At 61.3% G+C, this 15,026-nt stretch carries 11 protein-coding genes and 4 pseudogenes; 5 read left to right on the forward strand and 10 right to left on the reverse strand.

Annotated elements, in window-relative coordinates; translation table 11 throughout:
- Nucleotides 1-90 precede the first annotated feature (90 nt).
- Nucleotides 91-237 (reverse strand): ABC transporter, encoded by a 147-nt coding sequence (locus BQ8794_RS36065; protein WP_077380058.1) that lies wholly within the window; start codon nucleotides 235-237, stop codon nucleotides 91-93.
- Between the two features lie 221 nt (nucleotides 238-458).
- Here BQ8794_RS36065 and BQ8794_RS18635 point away from each other — a divergent pair.
- From BQ8794_RS18635 to BQ8794_RS18645, 3 genes and pseudogenes are all read left to right on the forward strand, one after another.
- Nucleotides 459-1,166, forward strand: a pseudogene (locus tag BQ8794_RS18635) (IS6 family transposase).
- A gap of 394 nt (nucleotides 1,167-1,560) precedes the next feature.
- A pseudogene (locus BQ8794_RS18640) lies at nucleotides 1,561-1,935 on the forward strand (SAM domain-containing protein); the annotation flags it as partial.
- A 138-nt stretch (nucleotides 1,936-2,073) separates the two neighbouring features.
- Complete coding sequence (locus BQ8794_RS18645) at nucleotides 2,074-3,717, forward strand: SulP family inorganic anion transporter (RefSeq protein ID WP_280174606.1); 1,644 nt, start codon at nucleotides 2,074-2,076, stop codon at nucleotides 3,715-3,717.
- 162 nt (nucleotides 3,718-3,879) lie between these two features.
- Here BQ8794_RS18645 and BQ8794_RS18650 read toward each other — a convergent pair whose 3' ends face one another.
- Nucleotides 3,880-5,430 (reverse strand): CYTH and CHAD domain-containing protein, encoded by a 1,551-nt coding sequence (locus BQ8794_RS18650; protein ID WP_077380062.1) that lies wholly within the window; start codon nucleotides 5,428-5,430, stop codon nucleotides 3,880-3,882.
- 81 nt (nucleotides 5,431-5,511) lie between these two features.
- Here BQ8794_RS18650 and BQ8794_RS18655 point away from each other — a divergent pair, with 81 nt between their 5' ends.
- Entirely contained in the window at nucleotides 5,512-7,191 is a 1,680-nt protein-coding gene (locus BQ8794_RS18655) for a SulP family inorganic anion transporter (protein ID WP_077380064.1), read from the forward strand.
- A 72-nt stretch (nucleotides 7,192-7,263) separates the two neighbouring features.
- Nucleotides 7,264-8,097, forward strand: a complete 834-nt coding sequence (ppk2, locus tag BQ8794_RS18660) for a polyphosphate kinase 2 (RefSeq protein ID WP_077380066.1) — start codon at nucleotides 7,264-7,266, stop codon at nucleotides 8,095-8,097.
- Nucleotides 8,098-8,115: 18 nt separating this feature from the next.
- On the opposite strand, the gene BQ8794_RS18665 is transcribed toward ppk2, so the two are convergent.
- From BQ8794_RS18665 to BQ8794_RS18695, 8 genes and pseudogenes are all read right to left on the reverse strand, one after another.
- Nucleotides 8,116-8,592, reverse strand: coding sequence for a histidine kinase (locus BQ8794_RS18665; RefSeq protein ID WP_077380413.1), 477 nt, complete (start codon nucleotides 8,590-8,592; stop codon nucleotides 8,116-8,118).
- Between the two features lie 275 nt (nucleotides 8,593-8,867).
- Nucleotides 8,868-9,530 carry a hypothetical protein gene (locus BQ8794_RS36070; RefSeq protein WP_210189845.1) on the reverse strand — a complete coding sequence of 221 codons (663 nt, stop codon included), beginning with the start codon at nucleotides 9,528-9,530 and terminating at the stop codon, nucleotides 8,868-8,870.
- Nucleotides 9,531-9,643: 113 nt separating this feature from the next.
- Nucleotides 9,644-9,862: a hypothetical protein gene (locus BQ8794_RS18675; protein WP_244555023.1), complete on the reverse strand. Its 219-nt coding sequence runs from the start codon at nucleotides 9,860-9,862 to the stop codon at nucleotides 9,644-9,646.
- A gap of 132 nt (nucleotides 9,863-9,994) precedes the next feature.
- Nucleotides 9,995-10,072: pseudogene (locus BQ8794_RS36600) on the reverse strand (L,D-transpeptidase); the annotation flags it as partial.
- Nucleotides 10,073-10,076: 4 nt separating this feature from the next.
- Nucleotides 10,077-10,290, reverse strand: a pseudogene (locus BQ8794_RS36605) (calcium/proton exchanger); the annotation flags it as partial.
- A gap of 257 nt (nucleotides 10,291-10,547) precedes the next feature.
- Nucleotides 10,548-10,862: a DUF6665 family protein gene (locus BQ8794_RS18685; protein ID WP_077380070.1), complete on the reverse strand. Its 315-nt coding sequence runs from the start codon at nucleotides 10,860-10,862 to the stop codon at nucleotides 10,548-10,550.
- Nucleotides 10,863-10,893: 31 nt separating this feature from the next.
- Entirely contained in the window at nucleotides 10,894-12,777 is a 1,884-nt protein-coding gene (locus tag BQ8794_RS18690; protein WP_077380071.1) for an ABC transporter ATP-binding protein, read from the reverse strand.
- A 25-nt stretch (nucleotides 12,778-12,802) separates the two neighbouring features.
- Entirely contained in the window at nucleotides 12,803-14,677 is a 1,875-nt protein-coding gene (locus BQ8794_RS18695; protein WP_077380073.1) for an ABC transporter ATP-binding protein, read from the reverse strand.
- Between the last annotated feature and the right edge of the window lie 349 nt (nucleotides 14,678-15,026).

The raw sequence follows: 15,026 nt of genomic DNA on the forward strand, positions 1-15,026 counted from the left end.
CCTCACGACCGAGCCGAAGAGTCGCCCGATCCGGATTGCTGGCTGATGGGGAAAGGCCAGCGGCCTTTCCCCATCCCGACCTAGGCCGGTTTACTTGTACACGGGCGCCGGTGCAGGCTCTTCGACGACGACAGGCGGCGGAGCCTTCCCCTTCCCTTTGCCGATGTCCATATTTGCGCAGCCGCTTAGGCTGGCGACGGCGAGCGCCGCGACCACTGCGATTAGAATTCTGCTCATCACATATTCCCCTCGGGCGAATCGGTTCAAGGTACAACACGCAAACTAACGGGGGACCACACCGCAGCTAGTGCAGGAAAGACACACCTAGCCAGTTTAACTGTCGGTTGATGGTTGGGAGAGGCATTCTGTCGGGTTCCGTTGCAAAATTGGGCTGTGTTGCAAAGTTTTCGGTAACCAGGCGCATGGCATGGCCTCTGGTGGTTCGCCGGAGAGTTCAGATGTTCAAGGGCCGCCATTTCGACCAGTCCGTCATTCTGCTTTCTGCTTTGCGCTCGCTGGTATCTGGCCTACGGCTTGAGCCTTCGCGATTTGAAGGAAATGATGGCCGAGCGCGGCATCAGTATCGATCATTCGACGATCCACCGCTGGGTCGTTCACTTCTCGCCCTTGCTGCTGAAACGCTTCAATCGGCGCAAGCGTGCCGTCAGCGGAAGGTGGCATATCGACGAAACCTATATCAAGGTTCGCGGCCGCTGGATGTATCTCTATCGCGCCATCGACAGCGTCGGCGACACCGTCGAGTTCTGGTTCAGCGAGCATCGTGATCTGCCGGCGGCCAAACGCTTCCTGCGCAAGGCGTTGCAGCGTCACGGCCACCCCGAGCGCATCGTCATCGACGGCAGCCAGACGAATCGCGAGGCAATCCTTTCCTGTGACGCGGAAAGCCGGCTGCGGGATCGGTCGCGGCGGCAGCTCAAGCCGATCCGCATCCGAAAGAGCCAGTACCTCAACAGCCGCATCGAGCAGGATCACCGGCGCATCAAGTGTCGTGTGCGGCCTATGCTCGGTTTCAAATCATTCGCAAGCGCTATCGCCACGCTGGGCGGGATCGAGATGATCCACATGATGCGAAAACGACAGCCGAGGTACGCCTTCAATCCAAATCCGCCATCGTCGAGCAATTGGAAATCATCGCCGCCGCGTGAGGCTGGGGTCGTTCCCAGAGTTTCTATTGCCAGACGACAATTTTGCAACGGAACCGTTCAGATCATTGCTGCACCCTCACCACGGCGCCATTGCCGCGCGAGCGGCTTAGTCCAAGGGTCAATTCTTCCGGTCTGCGAACAGGAAGGACGCGCCATTTCTTGACATTGCCGGCGCTTCTCCGAAGCTGACCTTCCCCGAGGCAAGAGCATGGGCAAGTCATGACCTCAGAGCAGGCATCCTTTCGAGAAGCGCGATGCTCGTCGTCAGGCCACCCGTTCCACGCCGATATCTCCGTTTCAGCGGCCTCTTCCAAAGAGATTCCGCCTACTCCATCGATTTGGGATATAGTTGGGAGAACAGGGCAGCCCCCCGCAGCCGAAGAGGAGAAGGGGCGTGGATATCGCGAAATGGCTACGGAGCCTCGGCCTGCAGCAATACGAGCAGGCTTTTCGCGACAACGACATTGAAGCTGAAACGCTTCCCCAGCTCACGGCCGACGATCTCGTGGCGCTCGGGGTCACATCGATTGGTCATCGCCGCAAGCTGCTCGCCGCTATCGCCGCCCTGCGCGCGAATTCGGATACAGCGGCCACCTCGACCACGCGATCCCTGGCGGCGATCTCAGGGACAGCCCCGCCGCTTCCAGAGGCTGAGCGGCGGCAGCTAACGGTCATGTTCGTTGACGTCGTCGGCTCGACGGCACTCGCAGGCCGCCTGGATCCGGAGGACATGCGCGAGGTCATCGGAACCTACCATCGCTGCGTCGCCAGACTGAACCGAAATTCCTGGAGTAGGATACAGTTAAGTACCTTCCTTGCCGAGGAGTTACGCCCTAGCTAGACTAGGTTGAGAACCCATAACTGACATCGGCAAGGTCGCTCGATTGACGAGCGCTGGCAAAGCGGCGTGAAAAAGCCCTCGATTGTTGCAATCCAACGCCTCGACGTGGTCGCAGGCCTGACGGCCGCAGCCGTCGTCCTGCCAAAGGCGATGGCCTACGCGACGGTTGCGGGCCTGCCGGTGAGTGTCGGACTTTACACGGCCTTCGTGCCGATGATCGTCTACGCGTTGCTTGGCACATCGCGCGTCCTGAGTGTAAGCTCTACGACCACCCTTGCGATCCTCACTGGGACACAGCTCGGGTTCGCAGTTCCGGACGGTGATCCGGATAAGCTGATCACGGCAACTGCGACGCTCACCGCGCTGACCGGAGCCCTGCTGATCGGGGCCTCAGTGCTTCGCCTCGGGTTCGTCGCCAATTTCATTTCGTCTCCCGTTCTGACCGGCTTCAAGGCCGGTATCGGTCTTGTGATCGTACTCGATCAGGTGCCGAAGCTGCTCGGCGTGCACATTGCGAAGGAAGGCTTCCTCCGCGACATTCTGAGTGTGGCGCACCATTTACCCAACACGTCGCTGCTCACTCTGACCATCGCCATCGCGGCAATACTGGCGCTGTTGGCGATGGAGCGGCTCTGGCCCCATTCGCCGGCTCCCCTCGTAGCGGTGAGCGCGGGGATTGGGCTCTCATGGTTCGTCGGTTTGGATTCTGCGGGCGTCGCGATTGTGGGGTTCATCCCACAGTCGCTCCCGTCGATCACCCTACCGACTCTCAGCCTCGTCCAGCAACTCTTGCCGGGCGCGCTCGGCATCGCATTGATGAGCTTCACTGAATCGATCGCCGCCGGGCGAGCCTTCGCCGCCCCCGCCGAGCCGCTCATCAAGGCCGACCGCGAGCTTCTTGCAACAGGGGCCGCCAACTTGGCGGGTGCGTTGTTCGGCGCCATGCCGGCGGGCGGTGGTACGTCCCAGACTGCCGTGGTCCGCGCGGTCGGAGGACAAACGCAGAAGGCATCTCTCGTCACGGCCTGTGCCGCGGCGGCCACCATGCTGCTCCTGGCCCCGCTGCTCAGCCTGTTGCCTCAGGCTGTGCTGGCGGCAATCGTGATCGTCTACTCGATCGGACTGATCAAGCCGGCCGAGTTCGTGTCGATCCGCAAGGTACGGCGAATGGAGTTTCGATGGGCGCTGGCGGCCTTCCTTGGCGTACTTGCCTTCGGCACGCTGCAGGGCATCGTCGTGGCGATCGTTCTGTCGCTCGTTGGCTTGGCCAGTCAGTCGGCCAACCCAAATGTCTACGTGATCGGCCGCAAGCGGGGCACCGACGTAATCCGTCCGTTGTCACCCGAGCACCCGGACGATGAGACATTCGAGGGCCTGCTTATCCTCCGGCCGGAGGGACGGCTCTTCTTCGCCAATGCCCAACGGGTCGCGGATCAGATCCAGGCCCTGGTCGTCGAGCACAAGCCGCGCGTCGTCGCGCTCGACATGAGCCGGGTCTTCGACATCGAGTATTCCGCCCTCCAGATGATAATGGAGGGCGAACGCCGCATAACCGAGCAAGGAATGACGTGTTGGATAGTGGCGCTGAACCCCAGCGTACTCGAATACATCCGGGCCTCTGGCTTCGCCGATCGACTAGGACCCGAGCGCCTATTCTCCAGCGTACGGGGAGCCATCCAGCACTATACGACGAGTTTCAATCAAAACTAGGCACCCATTGGCGCTCGGTCGTGAGCCACCACTCGGTGGGCGTGAATATTAGCAGGATTGCGGGGAAACGCCATCAGCGCAAAGTTTGGTCTGTCAAGTATACAATCGCCGCGTCTTCCGGAGGCCAAAGCCGGGCCAGCGATCTCCATCCAGCGGGGCCGGTCACTTCCAGAAGGGGCGGGTCTCGTCGAGGCTTCCCCACAAGGTTTTTGCGCCAGCCCAGCCAAATTCGGCGCGCGCCTGACTCGCTCCGATCACCCATCCGATGGCGCGTTGCGCGGCCGGATCGCCGGCGCCGGGCGCTTCCGCTCCCGTCAACATGGCTCTGACGGCCGCCGCGTCGTTCAGATCGCCGAAGACCGTCTGAAGTTTCTTCAAGCGTTTCAGGAATGGATCGACACGCTTGGCCGGGTACAAGGGAGAGAAGAACTCGACCGCATAGCGCAGCTTCTTTAGTTCCTTGCGCAACTCGTGGCGCTGCTCCACATCGAGAGTCTCCAGTCCACGTGCGTGCTTGCTAACTTTCTTCCAGCGCTTGCTGAGTGCCTTGCCAGCCAACTCGACGACCGGCGCTGCAAGCCGCTCGGTCTGGCCAAAATCTTGAGGAACGAGCCAGCCTCGCGCCTCCACGAAACGCGCCAGGTCGAGCAGGAACGCCTGCACGCGCGCGTCGGGGAGAACCTTGCGAAGGTGATCGCGCAGTCCCCCCGCCTGCCTCGAGAGAGCATCGGCAAGGGGCGGCAGACCCGGTTCATCCGCGTGGGCCTCGGCCTCCCGTCGTACGATATTGTTCGCCACCACATCGATATCCCTGAGACGCCCGACCTCCTGGCCAAGCCAGCGGGCTTCCATGCTGAGCCGCGTCATTTCCGGGCTCTTCAGAACGGAAGCGCAGACAGAGAACGCGCTTCGCAATCGGCGCAGGCCGATCCGCAACTGGTGCGGCCCTTCGGGATCGTCCAGCTCCCGGATCACCACGACATTCGTGGCGACCTGATCGAGGCACTCGCGAAGGACGTCGCGTGCCGCCTGCTCGGCGATCTGAGCCCGATCGAGTGCAACGTCCTCGGCATTGCGGGGCGCGAGCGGCGGGTCGATCCATCCCTGTTCCGCGAGCAGATAGCCGCGCGCCGCCTTGGAAAGGCGGGAGAACCTCAGGCCCCCCACAGGAAACAGTAGATGTGCAATGTCGAACAGTCCGCCCAGGCTGCCCTCGATGAGTTCGATCTCGAGTTCACGCAACTCGGCCGAGCGCCCCCCGGCGTGGATTTCGCCGATGTCTATTGCCAACTCCGCGCGTGTGCCGTCGTCAAGCGAAAGTTCGCTGGCGGAGCGCCTGATCACGGTCTCGCAGACCGGCTGAAGCGGCGCGCCACTCACGCGATGGACGACCTCCTCTCGGACTGCTGCGTCCGGAATCGCATCGAGACACAGCCGCCCACCCGGAGCCGGGTTCTCCACCTCGCCAACCTGCGAGAGGCCGCCATGCAGCTCGGCCCTGGTCTTGACAGTCTGTATCCATCGCCGCCCGTCGCGCCGGAGTCTGAGCGCGATCCCCGCCTTCTTCAGCGCGTGTTCGGGAGTGTCCAAATAGATGCTTCTGAGCGTTCTCGTTTTTGGGCTGCCGCTGGCCAGCTTCAGCGCCTTCGCGCGCCCCCAAAGCTCGCTCGACGTCAGTTCGTCGAGGAGAAATTTTAGCTCGATCTCGCTCATGGCTGTGTTGTCAGGCCCGGTGCAAGACTATAGAGTATCTGAAGCTAATAAAATAGCTATGCCAGCTAAGGATTCAACCCGGTGGGCTTGCGCCTTCCTGTGCTTACGAGCCTTTCCGGTTATCAACCGGGCTGGGTGCGGAGCGATGTCTCTGCCGGGCTTGCAGTTGCCGCGGTTGGGCTTCCCAGTGCTATCGCCTATCCTGCGATAGCGGGCCTGCCGCCTGAGACCGGCATCTACGCGAGCATCGCGCCGCTGGTTGCCTACGCGATCTTTGGCCCCTCGCGTCAGCTCATAGTCGGCCCGGACGCGGCTACGATGACGGTGCTTGCGGCGGTTTTGGTCGCGGTTACCGCGAGCGTGCCAGTCGGGCTCGAAGTGGACCGAACTGCGATCGCAGCAATCCTCGCGCTTGGTGTCGGTTTGTTTTGCCTGGCGGCGTGGGTGCTTCGGCTCGGCGTTCTTGCAACCTTCCTGTCGCGTCCCATCCTGACGGGGTTCTTCATCGGCATCTCGCTTTCGATCCTGATCGGCCAAATCGGTCGCTTCACCGGAGTCAAGATCGAGGCGGAAGGCCTGCTCGCACCGGTCCTCGAACTTCTGCGCAAGGCCGGATCGATACATTGGCCGTCTCTTCTGCTGGCCTTGGGGATGTTCGGTTTGTTGCAGATCGCGCGGGCCATGCGTTTTCCGGTTCCCGGGCCAGTGCTGGTCGTGGTCCTCTCCGTAGTGCTTTCGGCCGTTTTCGACTTTGAAGGACGCGGCATCGCCGTAGTCGGCGATATTCCGACAGGGTTGCCCTCGTTGTCGTTGCCAGCGATCGCTGACCTTCCGATCCAGACATTGGCCCTCGGCGCCGCGGCGATCTTCCTCGTGAGCTACGGCGCCGGCATCATTACGGCCCGCAGCTTTGGGGCAATAGGCGGCTACCCGGTCGATCCAAACCGCGAACTCATCGGATTTGGCGCTGCGAACATAGGGGCGGGCCTTTTCGGCGCCTTCCCGGTGACGGCCTCTGACTCGCGCACGGCGGTCAACCTTACCGTTGGCGGACGCTCGCAGGTGACGAGCATCGTGGCTGCCGCGACCCTGATCGCGACACTGCTGTTTCTCGGTCCGACCCTAAGGATTATCCCGATCCCTGCGCTCGGGGCGATTCTTGCGGCTACTGCTATCAGCCTGATAGATCTCGCCGCCCTTAGGCAGATTTGGCGCATCAGCCGCATGGAGTTCGTCTTCGCCCTCATTGCGATGTGGGGTCCGATCGGTCTGGGCGTCCTTAACGGGGTTGTCATCGCGATCGGCGTGACGCTGGTCTATGTTTTGCGCAAGCTGATGTTTCCCCGCGACGCTATGCTCGGCCGTGTTCCAGGCCATGACGGTTTCTACAAACTGCATCGAACGCCCGAGGCCCGTCAGGTACCCGGCCTCGCCGTATGCCTCATTCAAGGCAGCCTGCTGTTCTTCAACACTGACTACGTCGCATCGCGGCTGCGGTCCATTGCCGAGGAATTGCCGGCAGACACACGCTGGCTGCTGATTGATGCAAGTGCAATTTCCCAGATCGACAGCTCGGCAGCGGCAATGCTGGAGGAGCTATGTGACGAATTGCGCAATCGCGGGATCAGGCTTGGCGTAGCGGAGCTTCACGCCGAAGCGCGCGATATCCTTGTTCGCGCCGGCGTGATCGAGCGCATTGGCTCCGACATGGTCTTCGACATTCTCGAAGAGGCGTATCATGCGTTCGAGGCCCAAGCGTGACAGTTCAGGGACTCTCCTGCTGTCACCCAACTGTCATTTTAATGGCTGCGTGCCAGTGGAGTGGAGGAAGACATGAGTAAGAAGAATAGAGACAGGGCGGCGGCTACGATATCCGAACCGGCGGAGGAAGCGAAATCGGGAGGAAAAAAATATGCGAAGGAACTCGCCCGGTTGCATGTTGAGCTTGCCCACCTTCAGGCCTGGGTGAAGAAGTCTGGTGCCCGCATCGCGATCATTTTCGAGGGCCGTGACGCCGCCGGGAAAGGCGGCGTGATCAAGCGCCTGACCGAGCGGGTCAGCCCACGAGTGTTCCGCGTCGTCGCCCTGCCGGCTCCGACCGATCGAGAGAAGACCCAGATCTACATGCAGCGCTACATCCAGCACCTGCCCGCCGGAGGCGAGATCGTGATATTCGACCGCTCCTGGTACAACCGTCCTGGCGTCGAACGCGTCATGGGTTTCTGTAGCGAGAAGCAGGCGCGGCGCTTTCTCGAACAGGCACCGACGTTTGAAACCGCCCTGGTCGAAAGCGGCATAACGCTGCTCAAATACTTCCTCGATGTGAGTGATGAAGAACAGGAGCGGCGTTTCCGACAGCGGGCCGACGACCCCCTTCGACAGTGGAAACTGAGCCCGATGGATGTCGAATCGTACAACCGCTGGTGGGATTACACCCGCGCTTACGACGAGATGATCCGTGCAACAGACACAAGGCATGCGCCCTGGTGGATTGTGCCGTCAAACGACAAGAAGCGCGCGCGCATCAACTGCATTTCGCACATTCTGAGCTCCATCCCCTATGAGCGCGTCGAGTTCGAAAAACCTAACTTCAGCAAACGCCAGAAGCGGCCCGACAACTTCGTGGACGATGCAACTCCGCGCAACCTGGTGCCGGACGTGTTCTGACCGAGTGGCACTCGGAACCTATTTAGTTTCCGGGGCCCAACTGAGAAAGAAGCCGATGTCACCAGGCATTCCGCCTGGGAAGTTAATAACCATGGCCTTGAGTTTGTAACCCTGCGGCTTCGCATTCTTAACATAACGTTCGTACAACTGCTTGGCCTTACCCTGGAGCGTTTCAGTCCATTGCGGATCAGCACTGTTGATAGCCCGGCCGCTGTCGGTGCAAAGCTCCGACGGAAAGCTGTATACTAGTGCTTCGTACTTGCCGTTCTTGACGGCATTCATCACGAGGCGGCGAACCATTGCAAGTTCATCATTACTCACTTGGTCCTTTAGGAAGCTGTTTGTGAACTTCGTGAGTTCCTCATTCTGCCGCGCTCGCAGCTTTTCCTGCTTGTCTGCCTCCGCCATCTGCTCCTCTAGGAGAGCCATTCGCAGTTGCTCAGCGCTCGGCGGCGCCGCATTTATGTCTAAAGCTGTGTCTTTGATGTTGGCCATTTTCTCCTCCACTCGAAACCGTTCGAGAATAGAACACAGAGGCAGATCGACGTCTTGCCAATCTCGTTCGTTGGGCTCAATTCATGCCCACCCAACCGCAAGACGTAAATCAGCAGGGTAGTCGACTGAGGCAGGCTGCCAGCCGCACGTTGAAGGGATCGGCCGCCGCGGCAAGAAGTCTTGTCTTCGCAGTCCAGCTACCATTCCATGATGCCATGTGGGCACATCAAGGTCAAATTCGCGATAGGCGGTAGAATGTGTCGCGACAGGCCGCGCTAGTAGCAATTACCGGAATCGGCTTCCCGGGGCGAGCATGGGCGATAGGACCTGTTTGAGTGATACCCATTGCCATAATACCGGTCGCCATAATACCGGTTGCGGTAATACCGGTCGCGGTAATACGGTTCGCCATAATAAGATCCGCCATAATAGGATCCGCCATAATAAGGTCTGCCATAATAAGGTCTGCCGTAATAGGGTCTGCCGTAATAGGGTCTGCCGTAATAGGGTCCGCCGTAATACGGATCGCCGTAGAAGCCGCTTCGGTAATACCCGCCGTAGTAGCCGTTGTTGTTGGCGATCATGCTGCCGAGCAGCGCTCCAGCGACAAATGCGCCGGCGGGGAACCAAAAGTCGTTGTGCCTATGGTATCCCGGACGATAGTGGCGGTAGCCGCGATAACCCCTGTACCAGCCATCTCGAATTTGAATGACATCGGACTGCGCGCTTTGTGCCCTGGGCACGAAGATCGGTGCGGCATCAACTGGAACAGTGCTCGTAAGTGCAAAAGTGGCGACCAGGGAGGTCGCTATACCTGACAGGAACCTCATGATCGCGTCCTCGCTGGTGGCAATGTTTGCCGTATGCGAAACGTCGTCATTAACTGGAAGAAACGTCGTCGATCCAAATTTGTTCCCGAGACCGGCAAATTGTCTCAAGCCGCTCCGAACCTTTGACGGTCAGACAGGCCGCCGTCCCGCCCAGATATACGCTTGGGTGGCCCGCTGGAAATACATGTCGTCGACCGCTTTGTCACTGCGGGCGATCCGACCTAAGCCTCCTTCACGGACAAGACATTGCCTTCGGTATCCACCAGGCAGCTTGGCTTCTTGCCGCTGGCATCGAGTTCGACCTGATAGGTTTTGGAATCGATCTTGTTCGAGGAAACCGGAAGGATCTTGGTGCTGTCGACGCCGCTCGCCTTGGCGGCCGCATTGGCGCAAAGAAGCTGCAGATCGGCTGGAGCCGTCTCGACCTGCGTCCTCGACATCTGCTCCTGAGGCGGCGGCGCCGCGCTGACGCAGGCGCTCAGGGCCCCGCCAGGCATCCAATTGCTGTTGCCCGGATCGAAGTTCCCACTGCACGTTTTGCCGACATTGCTTGTCCCTCTCCGAATGCCGCTTCACACACCCCTGTAAAGGGCGGCCCCTTGCATGAGAACGATGACCTTGGCGCCAACCTTGACGCGGGATGCGAGATTGGTGCGTCGCATTGAGAAGGCCGCCCACCCGTATCGCCCGTCTTGGTCGCCACCGACCCGGTGGCGTAGTTCAGCAGCGCGGCCAGCGGCACGATCGCCAGCACGGAAAGCACAAAAAGCAGCGTGTGTGCTTCGGGCTCGAGTGCTTGGGCGACGAACACCGCAGGCACAAAGGCCAACAACCAGAGAACGGGATTGTCACGGATTTCTTTGAGCAAGGGGGGCCATGGATACGATCAGCGAAATACTGCTTGTCTTAGAACGAGCGCTGGCTGGTCCATGGCTTCAACCCCGCTAGCAGGCTTCCGAGCCATCAGTGCTGGTTGCCAAAAATGTCAGCTATCAGGCAGCGAAATGGGCTGATGAAGGGCGGCTTCGGGTCAACTTATTCCGTAGCGCGAGCGATCTGGACGACTGGAACGGGGTCGAAATCGGTATTTCGTCTTCGGTACCATCAGATTTTCAACACTATTGTCTATTTCGCGCCGAGCCTGGCCAGCACGGCCTTGGGAATATTGTATTCCCGGATCACTGCGTCGTGCTTGCGCAAGCCGCACAATTCGCGCTGGATGAAATAGCCGTGGACCGCCTCCGCCGCGTCCTTGAGCAGCCGAGCACGATGTTCGCCGTCGTCGCCATGTTCACGCAACTTCGCCAGCGTTTCATCCACGCGCCGGCCGGCGCGGCCGAGCGCCGCCGCCTTTTCGCCGAGGATTTCATGGCCGAGCAGGTCGAGCGCGCTCTCCCGCGCTCCCGACCGTCCGAAATTCGATGGCATTCTCACCGACATGCTTCACTCCGGTTTTTGCTGAAATCTGGCCCTACTCCGCCGGCCGCGTCTCCTCCAGCACGCTCTCCTCGTTGAACAGGAAGCCGCCGGACTGCCGCTTCCACAGCCGCGCATAAAGCCCGTCGATAGCGACCAGTTCGTCATGCGTGCCTTGTTCGACGATGCGGCCGCCGTCGAGCACCACCAGGCGATCGAGTGCCGCGATGGTCGACAGCCGGTGCGCGATGGCGATGACCGTCTTGTTCTCCATCAGCCGCGCCAGATTTTCCTGGATGGCCGCCTCGATGTCGGAATCGAGCGCCGACGTCGCCTCGTCGAGTATCAGGATCGGCGCGTCCTTGAGGAAGACGCGGGCGATCGCCACGCGCTGGCGCTGGCCGCCAGACAATTTCACGCCGCGCTCGCCGACAAAGGCCTCATAGCCCTGGCGATCGCGATTGTCGCGCAAGTCGAGGATGAAGTCGTGCGCCTCGGCCTTCTTCGCGGCCGCGATCACCGCGGCGTCGGTTGCTTCCGGCATGCCGAGCTTGATGTTGTCGCGCAAGGAACGGTGGAAAAGCGCGGTATCCTGGCTGACGACGCCGATGTTGGCACGCAGCGAATTCTGCGTCACCTTTGAGACGTCCTGGCCGTCGATGGTGATCTTGCCGCCCTCGAGGTCGTAGAGGCGCAGGATCAGATTGGCCAGCGTCGTCTTGCCGGCGCCGGACGGCCCGACCAGTCCAACCTTCTCGCCCGGCCGCACGACAAGGTCGATGCCATTGAGCACGCCGAACCCCTTGCCGTAGTGGAACTCGACGTTCTTCACTTCGATCCGGCCGCCGGTCACGACAAGCTCCTTGGCGTCGGGCGCATCGGTCAGGCCGAGCGGCTGCGAGATCAGCGCCTTCGAGTTTTCCAGCACGCCGAGATTCCGCAGGATGCTGTTGAGCTGCATCATCAGCCGGCCGAGCAACATGTTGAGCCGCAACACCAGGGACAGCGTGAAGGCGACGGCGCCGACTGTGATCGAGCCTTCGATCCAGAGATAGACGGCAAAACAGGCGATCGCGGTGATCATGATCCCCGACAGCGTCGTCAGCGCCATGCGCACGCCGGTCAGCCTGCGGGTGAACGGGCGCAGCGCATCGAGATAGATATCGAAGCCGCTCCTGATGTAACGGTCGTCGCCATCGGCGGAGAACAGCTTCAGCGTCTGCACGTTCGAGTAGGAATCGACGAAGCGGCCGGTGATCATCGAACCGGCCTCTGCGGTTTGCTCGGCATGCTTGCGGATCGCCGGCAGATAGCGCCTGGCCAGCCAGCCGAAGGCGGTGATCCAGATCACCACCAGCACCGCCAGCCGCAAGTCGAGGCCGGCGACCAGCACCAGCGTCGTCACCGTATAGACGACCATGAACCAGACGACCTCGATGAAGCTTTGCATCAAATCGCCGGTCGCCTGCCCGGCCTGCCAGACTTTTGTTGCGATGCGGCCGGCGAAATCGTTCTGGAAGAAGGCGTAGGACTGGCGCGAGACATGGCGGTGCGCCTGCCAGCGCACCAGATTGTAGAAGCCAGGGGTGATCGTCTGCTCGTCGACCAGCGCCGCCAGGCCGACGACGATGGTGCGGACGACCAGCACCACGGCGGCCATGAAGACAAGTTCGGGACCGGCGGCAGTCCACAGCGCGTCCCAGCTGCGCTCGCCGGGGAGCTGGTCGAGAATGTCGACCAGCCTGCCGACGAAGTAGAACAGCCCAGCCTCGACCAGCGGCGCAATGCCGCCGATGACAAGCATGGCGAAGAAGGCGACCTTCGCCTGGCCGACATAGTGCCAGAGGAAACCGCTGACGCTGACCGGTGGCCGAAGGCCCGCGGGCTCCCTGAACGGATAGACCCAGTTCTCGAACCAGCGGTAGACGGCAATCATCATTCGGCGGCCATCATTCTGCTGCCCGTCATTCTGCTGCTTGACCCTTGACGATGGATTCGTTGGCGGCCGCACCCTCGTCGAGCAGGAAGCCGCCCGACTGACGCTGCCAAAGCTGCGCATAAAGCCCGCCGCTGGCGACGAGTTGCTCATGCGAACCCTCCTCGATGACGCGGCCCTTGTCCATGACGACGAGCCGGTCCATCGCCGCGATGGTCGAGAGCCGGTGTGCGATGGCGATGACGGTCTTGCCTTGCATGAGTTTGTAAAGGTTCTCCTGGATCGCCGCCTCGGCCTCTGAATCCAGCGCAGACGTCGCCTCGTCGAGGATGAGGATCGGTGCGTCCTTCAGCATAACACGGGCAATCGCGATGCGTTGCCGCTGGCCGCCGGACAATTTGACGCCGCGATCGCCGACATGCGCATCGAAACCCGTGCGGCCACTGGCGTCCGAAAGCTTTGATATGAAATCGAGCGCCTCGGCGCGGCGTGCTGCCTCGACCAGCATCTCGTTGCTGGCGTCCGGTCGGCCATAAAGGATGTTCTCGCGCACCGAGCGATGCAGCAGCGAGGTATCCTGCGTGACCATGGCGATCTGGGCGCGCAGCGAATCCTGCGTCACCGCCGCGATTTCCTGGCCGTCGATCAGGATCTTGCCGCTTTCAAGGTCGTAGAAGCGCAACAGTAGGTTGACCAGCGTCGACTTGCCGGCGCCCGAGCGGCCGACGATGCCGACCTTTTCGCCCGGCTTCACCGTCAGCGAGAGGCTTTCGATCATGCCTTTCTGCTTGCCGTAGTGGAAGCGGATGTCCTCGAAACGGATCTCGCCCTTGGTCACGACAATGTCCTTGGCGCCCGGCCTGTCTTCGACGACGCGCGGCAGCGAGATCGAGCTGATGCCGTCCTGCACCGTGCCGATATTCTCGAACAGGGTGGACATCTCCCACATGATCCATTGCGACATGCCCCAGAGCCGAAGAACGAGGCCGATGACCAGGGCGACGGCGCCGATCGTCACTACCTGGCCGAGCCACAGCCACAGCGAGATCGCAGTGACCGAAAACAACAGCAGTGAGTTCAGGACGTAGAGCAGGCCATAGAGCTGCGTCACCAGCCGCATCGACTGGTAGACCGTATCGAGAAAGCCGGCCATGCCTTCCCGGGCGAAGGACGCCTCGCGCCGCGCATGCGAGAACAGCTTGACCGTCTGGATGTTGGAGTAGCTGTCGACGACGCGGCCGGTCATGGTCGAGCGCGCGTTGGCCTGCTCCTCGCCGACCTTGCCCAATCGCGGGATGAAATAGCGCAGGAGCAAGACATAGCCGGCAAGCCAGACGGCAAGCGGTGCCGCCAGCCGCCAGTCGGCCGAGCCGACAATCAACAGCATGCCGAGGAAATAGACCACGACATAATTGAGCACGTCGATGAGCTTGATGACGCATTCGCGTACGGCGAGCGCCGTCTGCATCAGCTTGGTCGCGATGCGTCCGGCGAACTCGTCCTGGTAGAAGGCCATCGACTGCTTGAGCAGGTAGCGATGCACCTGCCAGCGGATACGCATCGGATAGTTGCCCATCAGCGTCTGCTGGTTGAGGAGCGCATGGAACCAGACCGTCGCCGGCAGCGCGAAAACCACGATGAAAGCCATGCCTGCGAGCTTCCAGCCCTCGGTCTGCAGGAATGTCTCGCGATTCTGCACCGACAGCCAGTCGACGATCCGGCCCATGAAGCCGAACATCCACACCTCGGCAAGGGCGATAGCCGTCACCAGCATCGCATCGATTGCGATGTAGGGCCAAGCGCCGCGCGTATAGTGGACGCAGAAGGCGATCAGCGTCTTCGGCGGCTCGACCGGCTCCTCGGCAGGGAACGGATCGAGCCTTGTTTCAAACCAGCGGAACATTGTCTTGGTACTCACATGCTCGTTTTCGCTCTCGCCGCGCGGGAGCGTGTAGCGTCCTGGGAGCGCATGGCGTCCTGGGTAGCGTCATGGGTCGCGTGGCAGCAAAGACCGGCGTCCCGGAATCACCCGGGCCGCCGATCCTGCTTCGCCCAATATAGGATGTTGCGGGCTTTTCGCCGACAGGCTCGTTTGACGATCCTGACAGCGCTGTGTCGACGACCCGGAGTTTCGCGCCGGTTTTTGCGCCAGGGCGGATCAGCCTGATGATCCGGCGCACCAGCGACGGCCGGCTGCGGTCGGGAACCGCGCGCGAGAAATCGACGTCCGGCAGCATGCCGCGATGCGGGCG

The sequence above is a fragment of the Mesorhizobium prunaredense genome (genome assembly GCF_900156895.1).
Taxonomy (GTDB): domain Bacteria; phylum Pseudomonadota; class Alphaproteobacteria; order Rhizobiales; family Rhizobiaceae; genus Mesorhizobium; species Mesorhizobium prunaredense.

Excerpts from the sequence above, each read along its gene's own strand:
- ppk2 (WP_077380066.1), top strand. The coding sequence starts at position 7,264 with ATGAGTAAGAAGAATAGAGACAGGGCGGCGGCTACGATATCCGAACCG.
- BQ8794_RS18685 (WP_077380070.1), bottom strand. The coding sequence starts at position 10,862 with ATGTCGGTGAGAATGCCATCGAATTTCGGACGGTCGGGAGCGCGGGAG.
- BQ8794_RS18665 (WP_077380413.1), bottom strand. The coding sequence starts at position 8,592 with ATGGCCAACATCAAAGACACAGCTTTAGACATAAATGCGGCGCCGCCG.
- BQ8794_RS18690 (WP_077380071.1), bottom strand. The coding sequence starts at position 12,777 with ATGATGATTGCCGTCTACCGCTGGTTCGAGAACTGGGTCTATCCGTTC.
- BQ8794_RS36065 (WP_077380058.1), bottom strand. The coding sequence starts at position 237 with ATGAGCAGAATTCTAATCGCAGTGGTCGCGGCGCTCGCCGTCGCCAGC.
- BQ8794_RS18695 (WP_077380073.1), bottom strand. The coding sequence starts at position 14,677 with ATGTTCCGCTGGTTTGAAACAAGGCTCGATCCGTTCCCTGCCGAGGAG.
- BQ8794_RS18675 (WP_244555023.1), bottom strand. The coding sequence starts at position 9,862 with ATGTCGAGGACGCAGGTCGAGACGGCTCCAGCCGATCTGCAGCTTCTT.
- BQ8794_RS18650 (WP_077380062.1), bottom strand. The coding sequence starts at position 5,430 with ATGAGCGAGATCGAGCTAAAATTTCTCCTCGACGAACTGACGTCGAGC.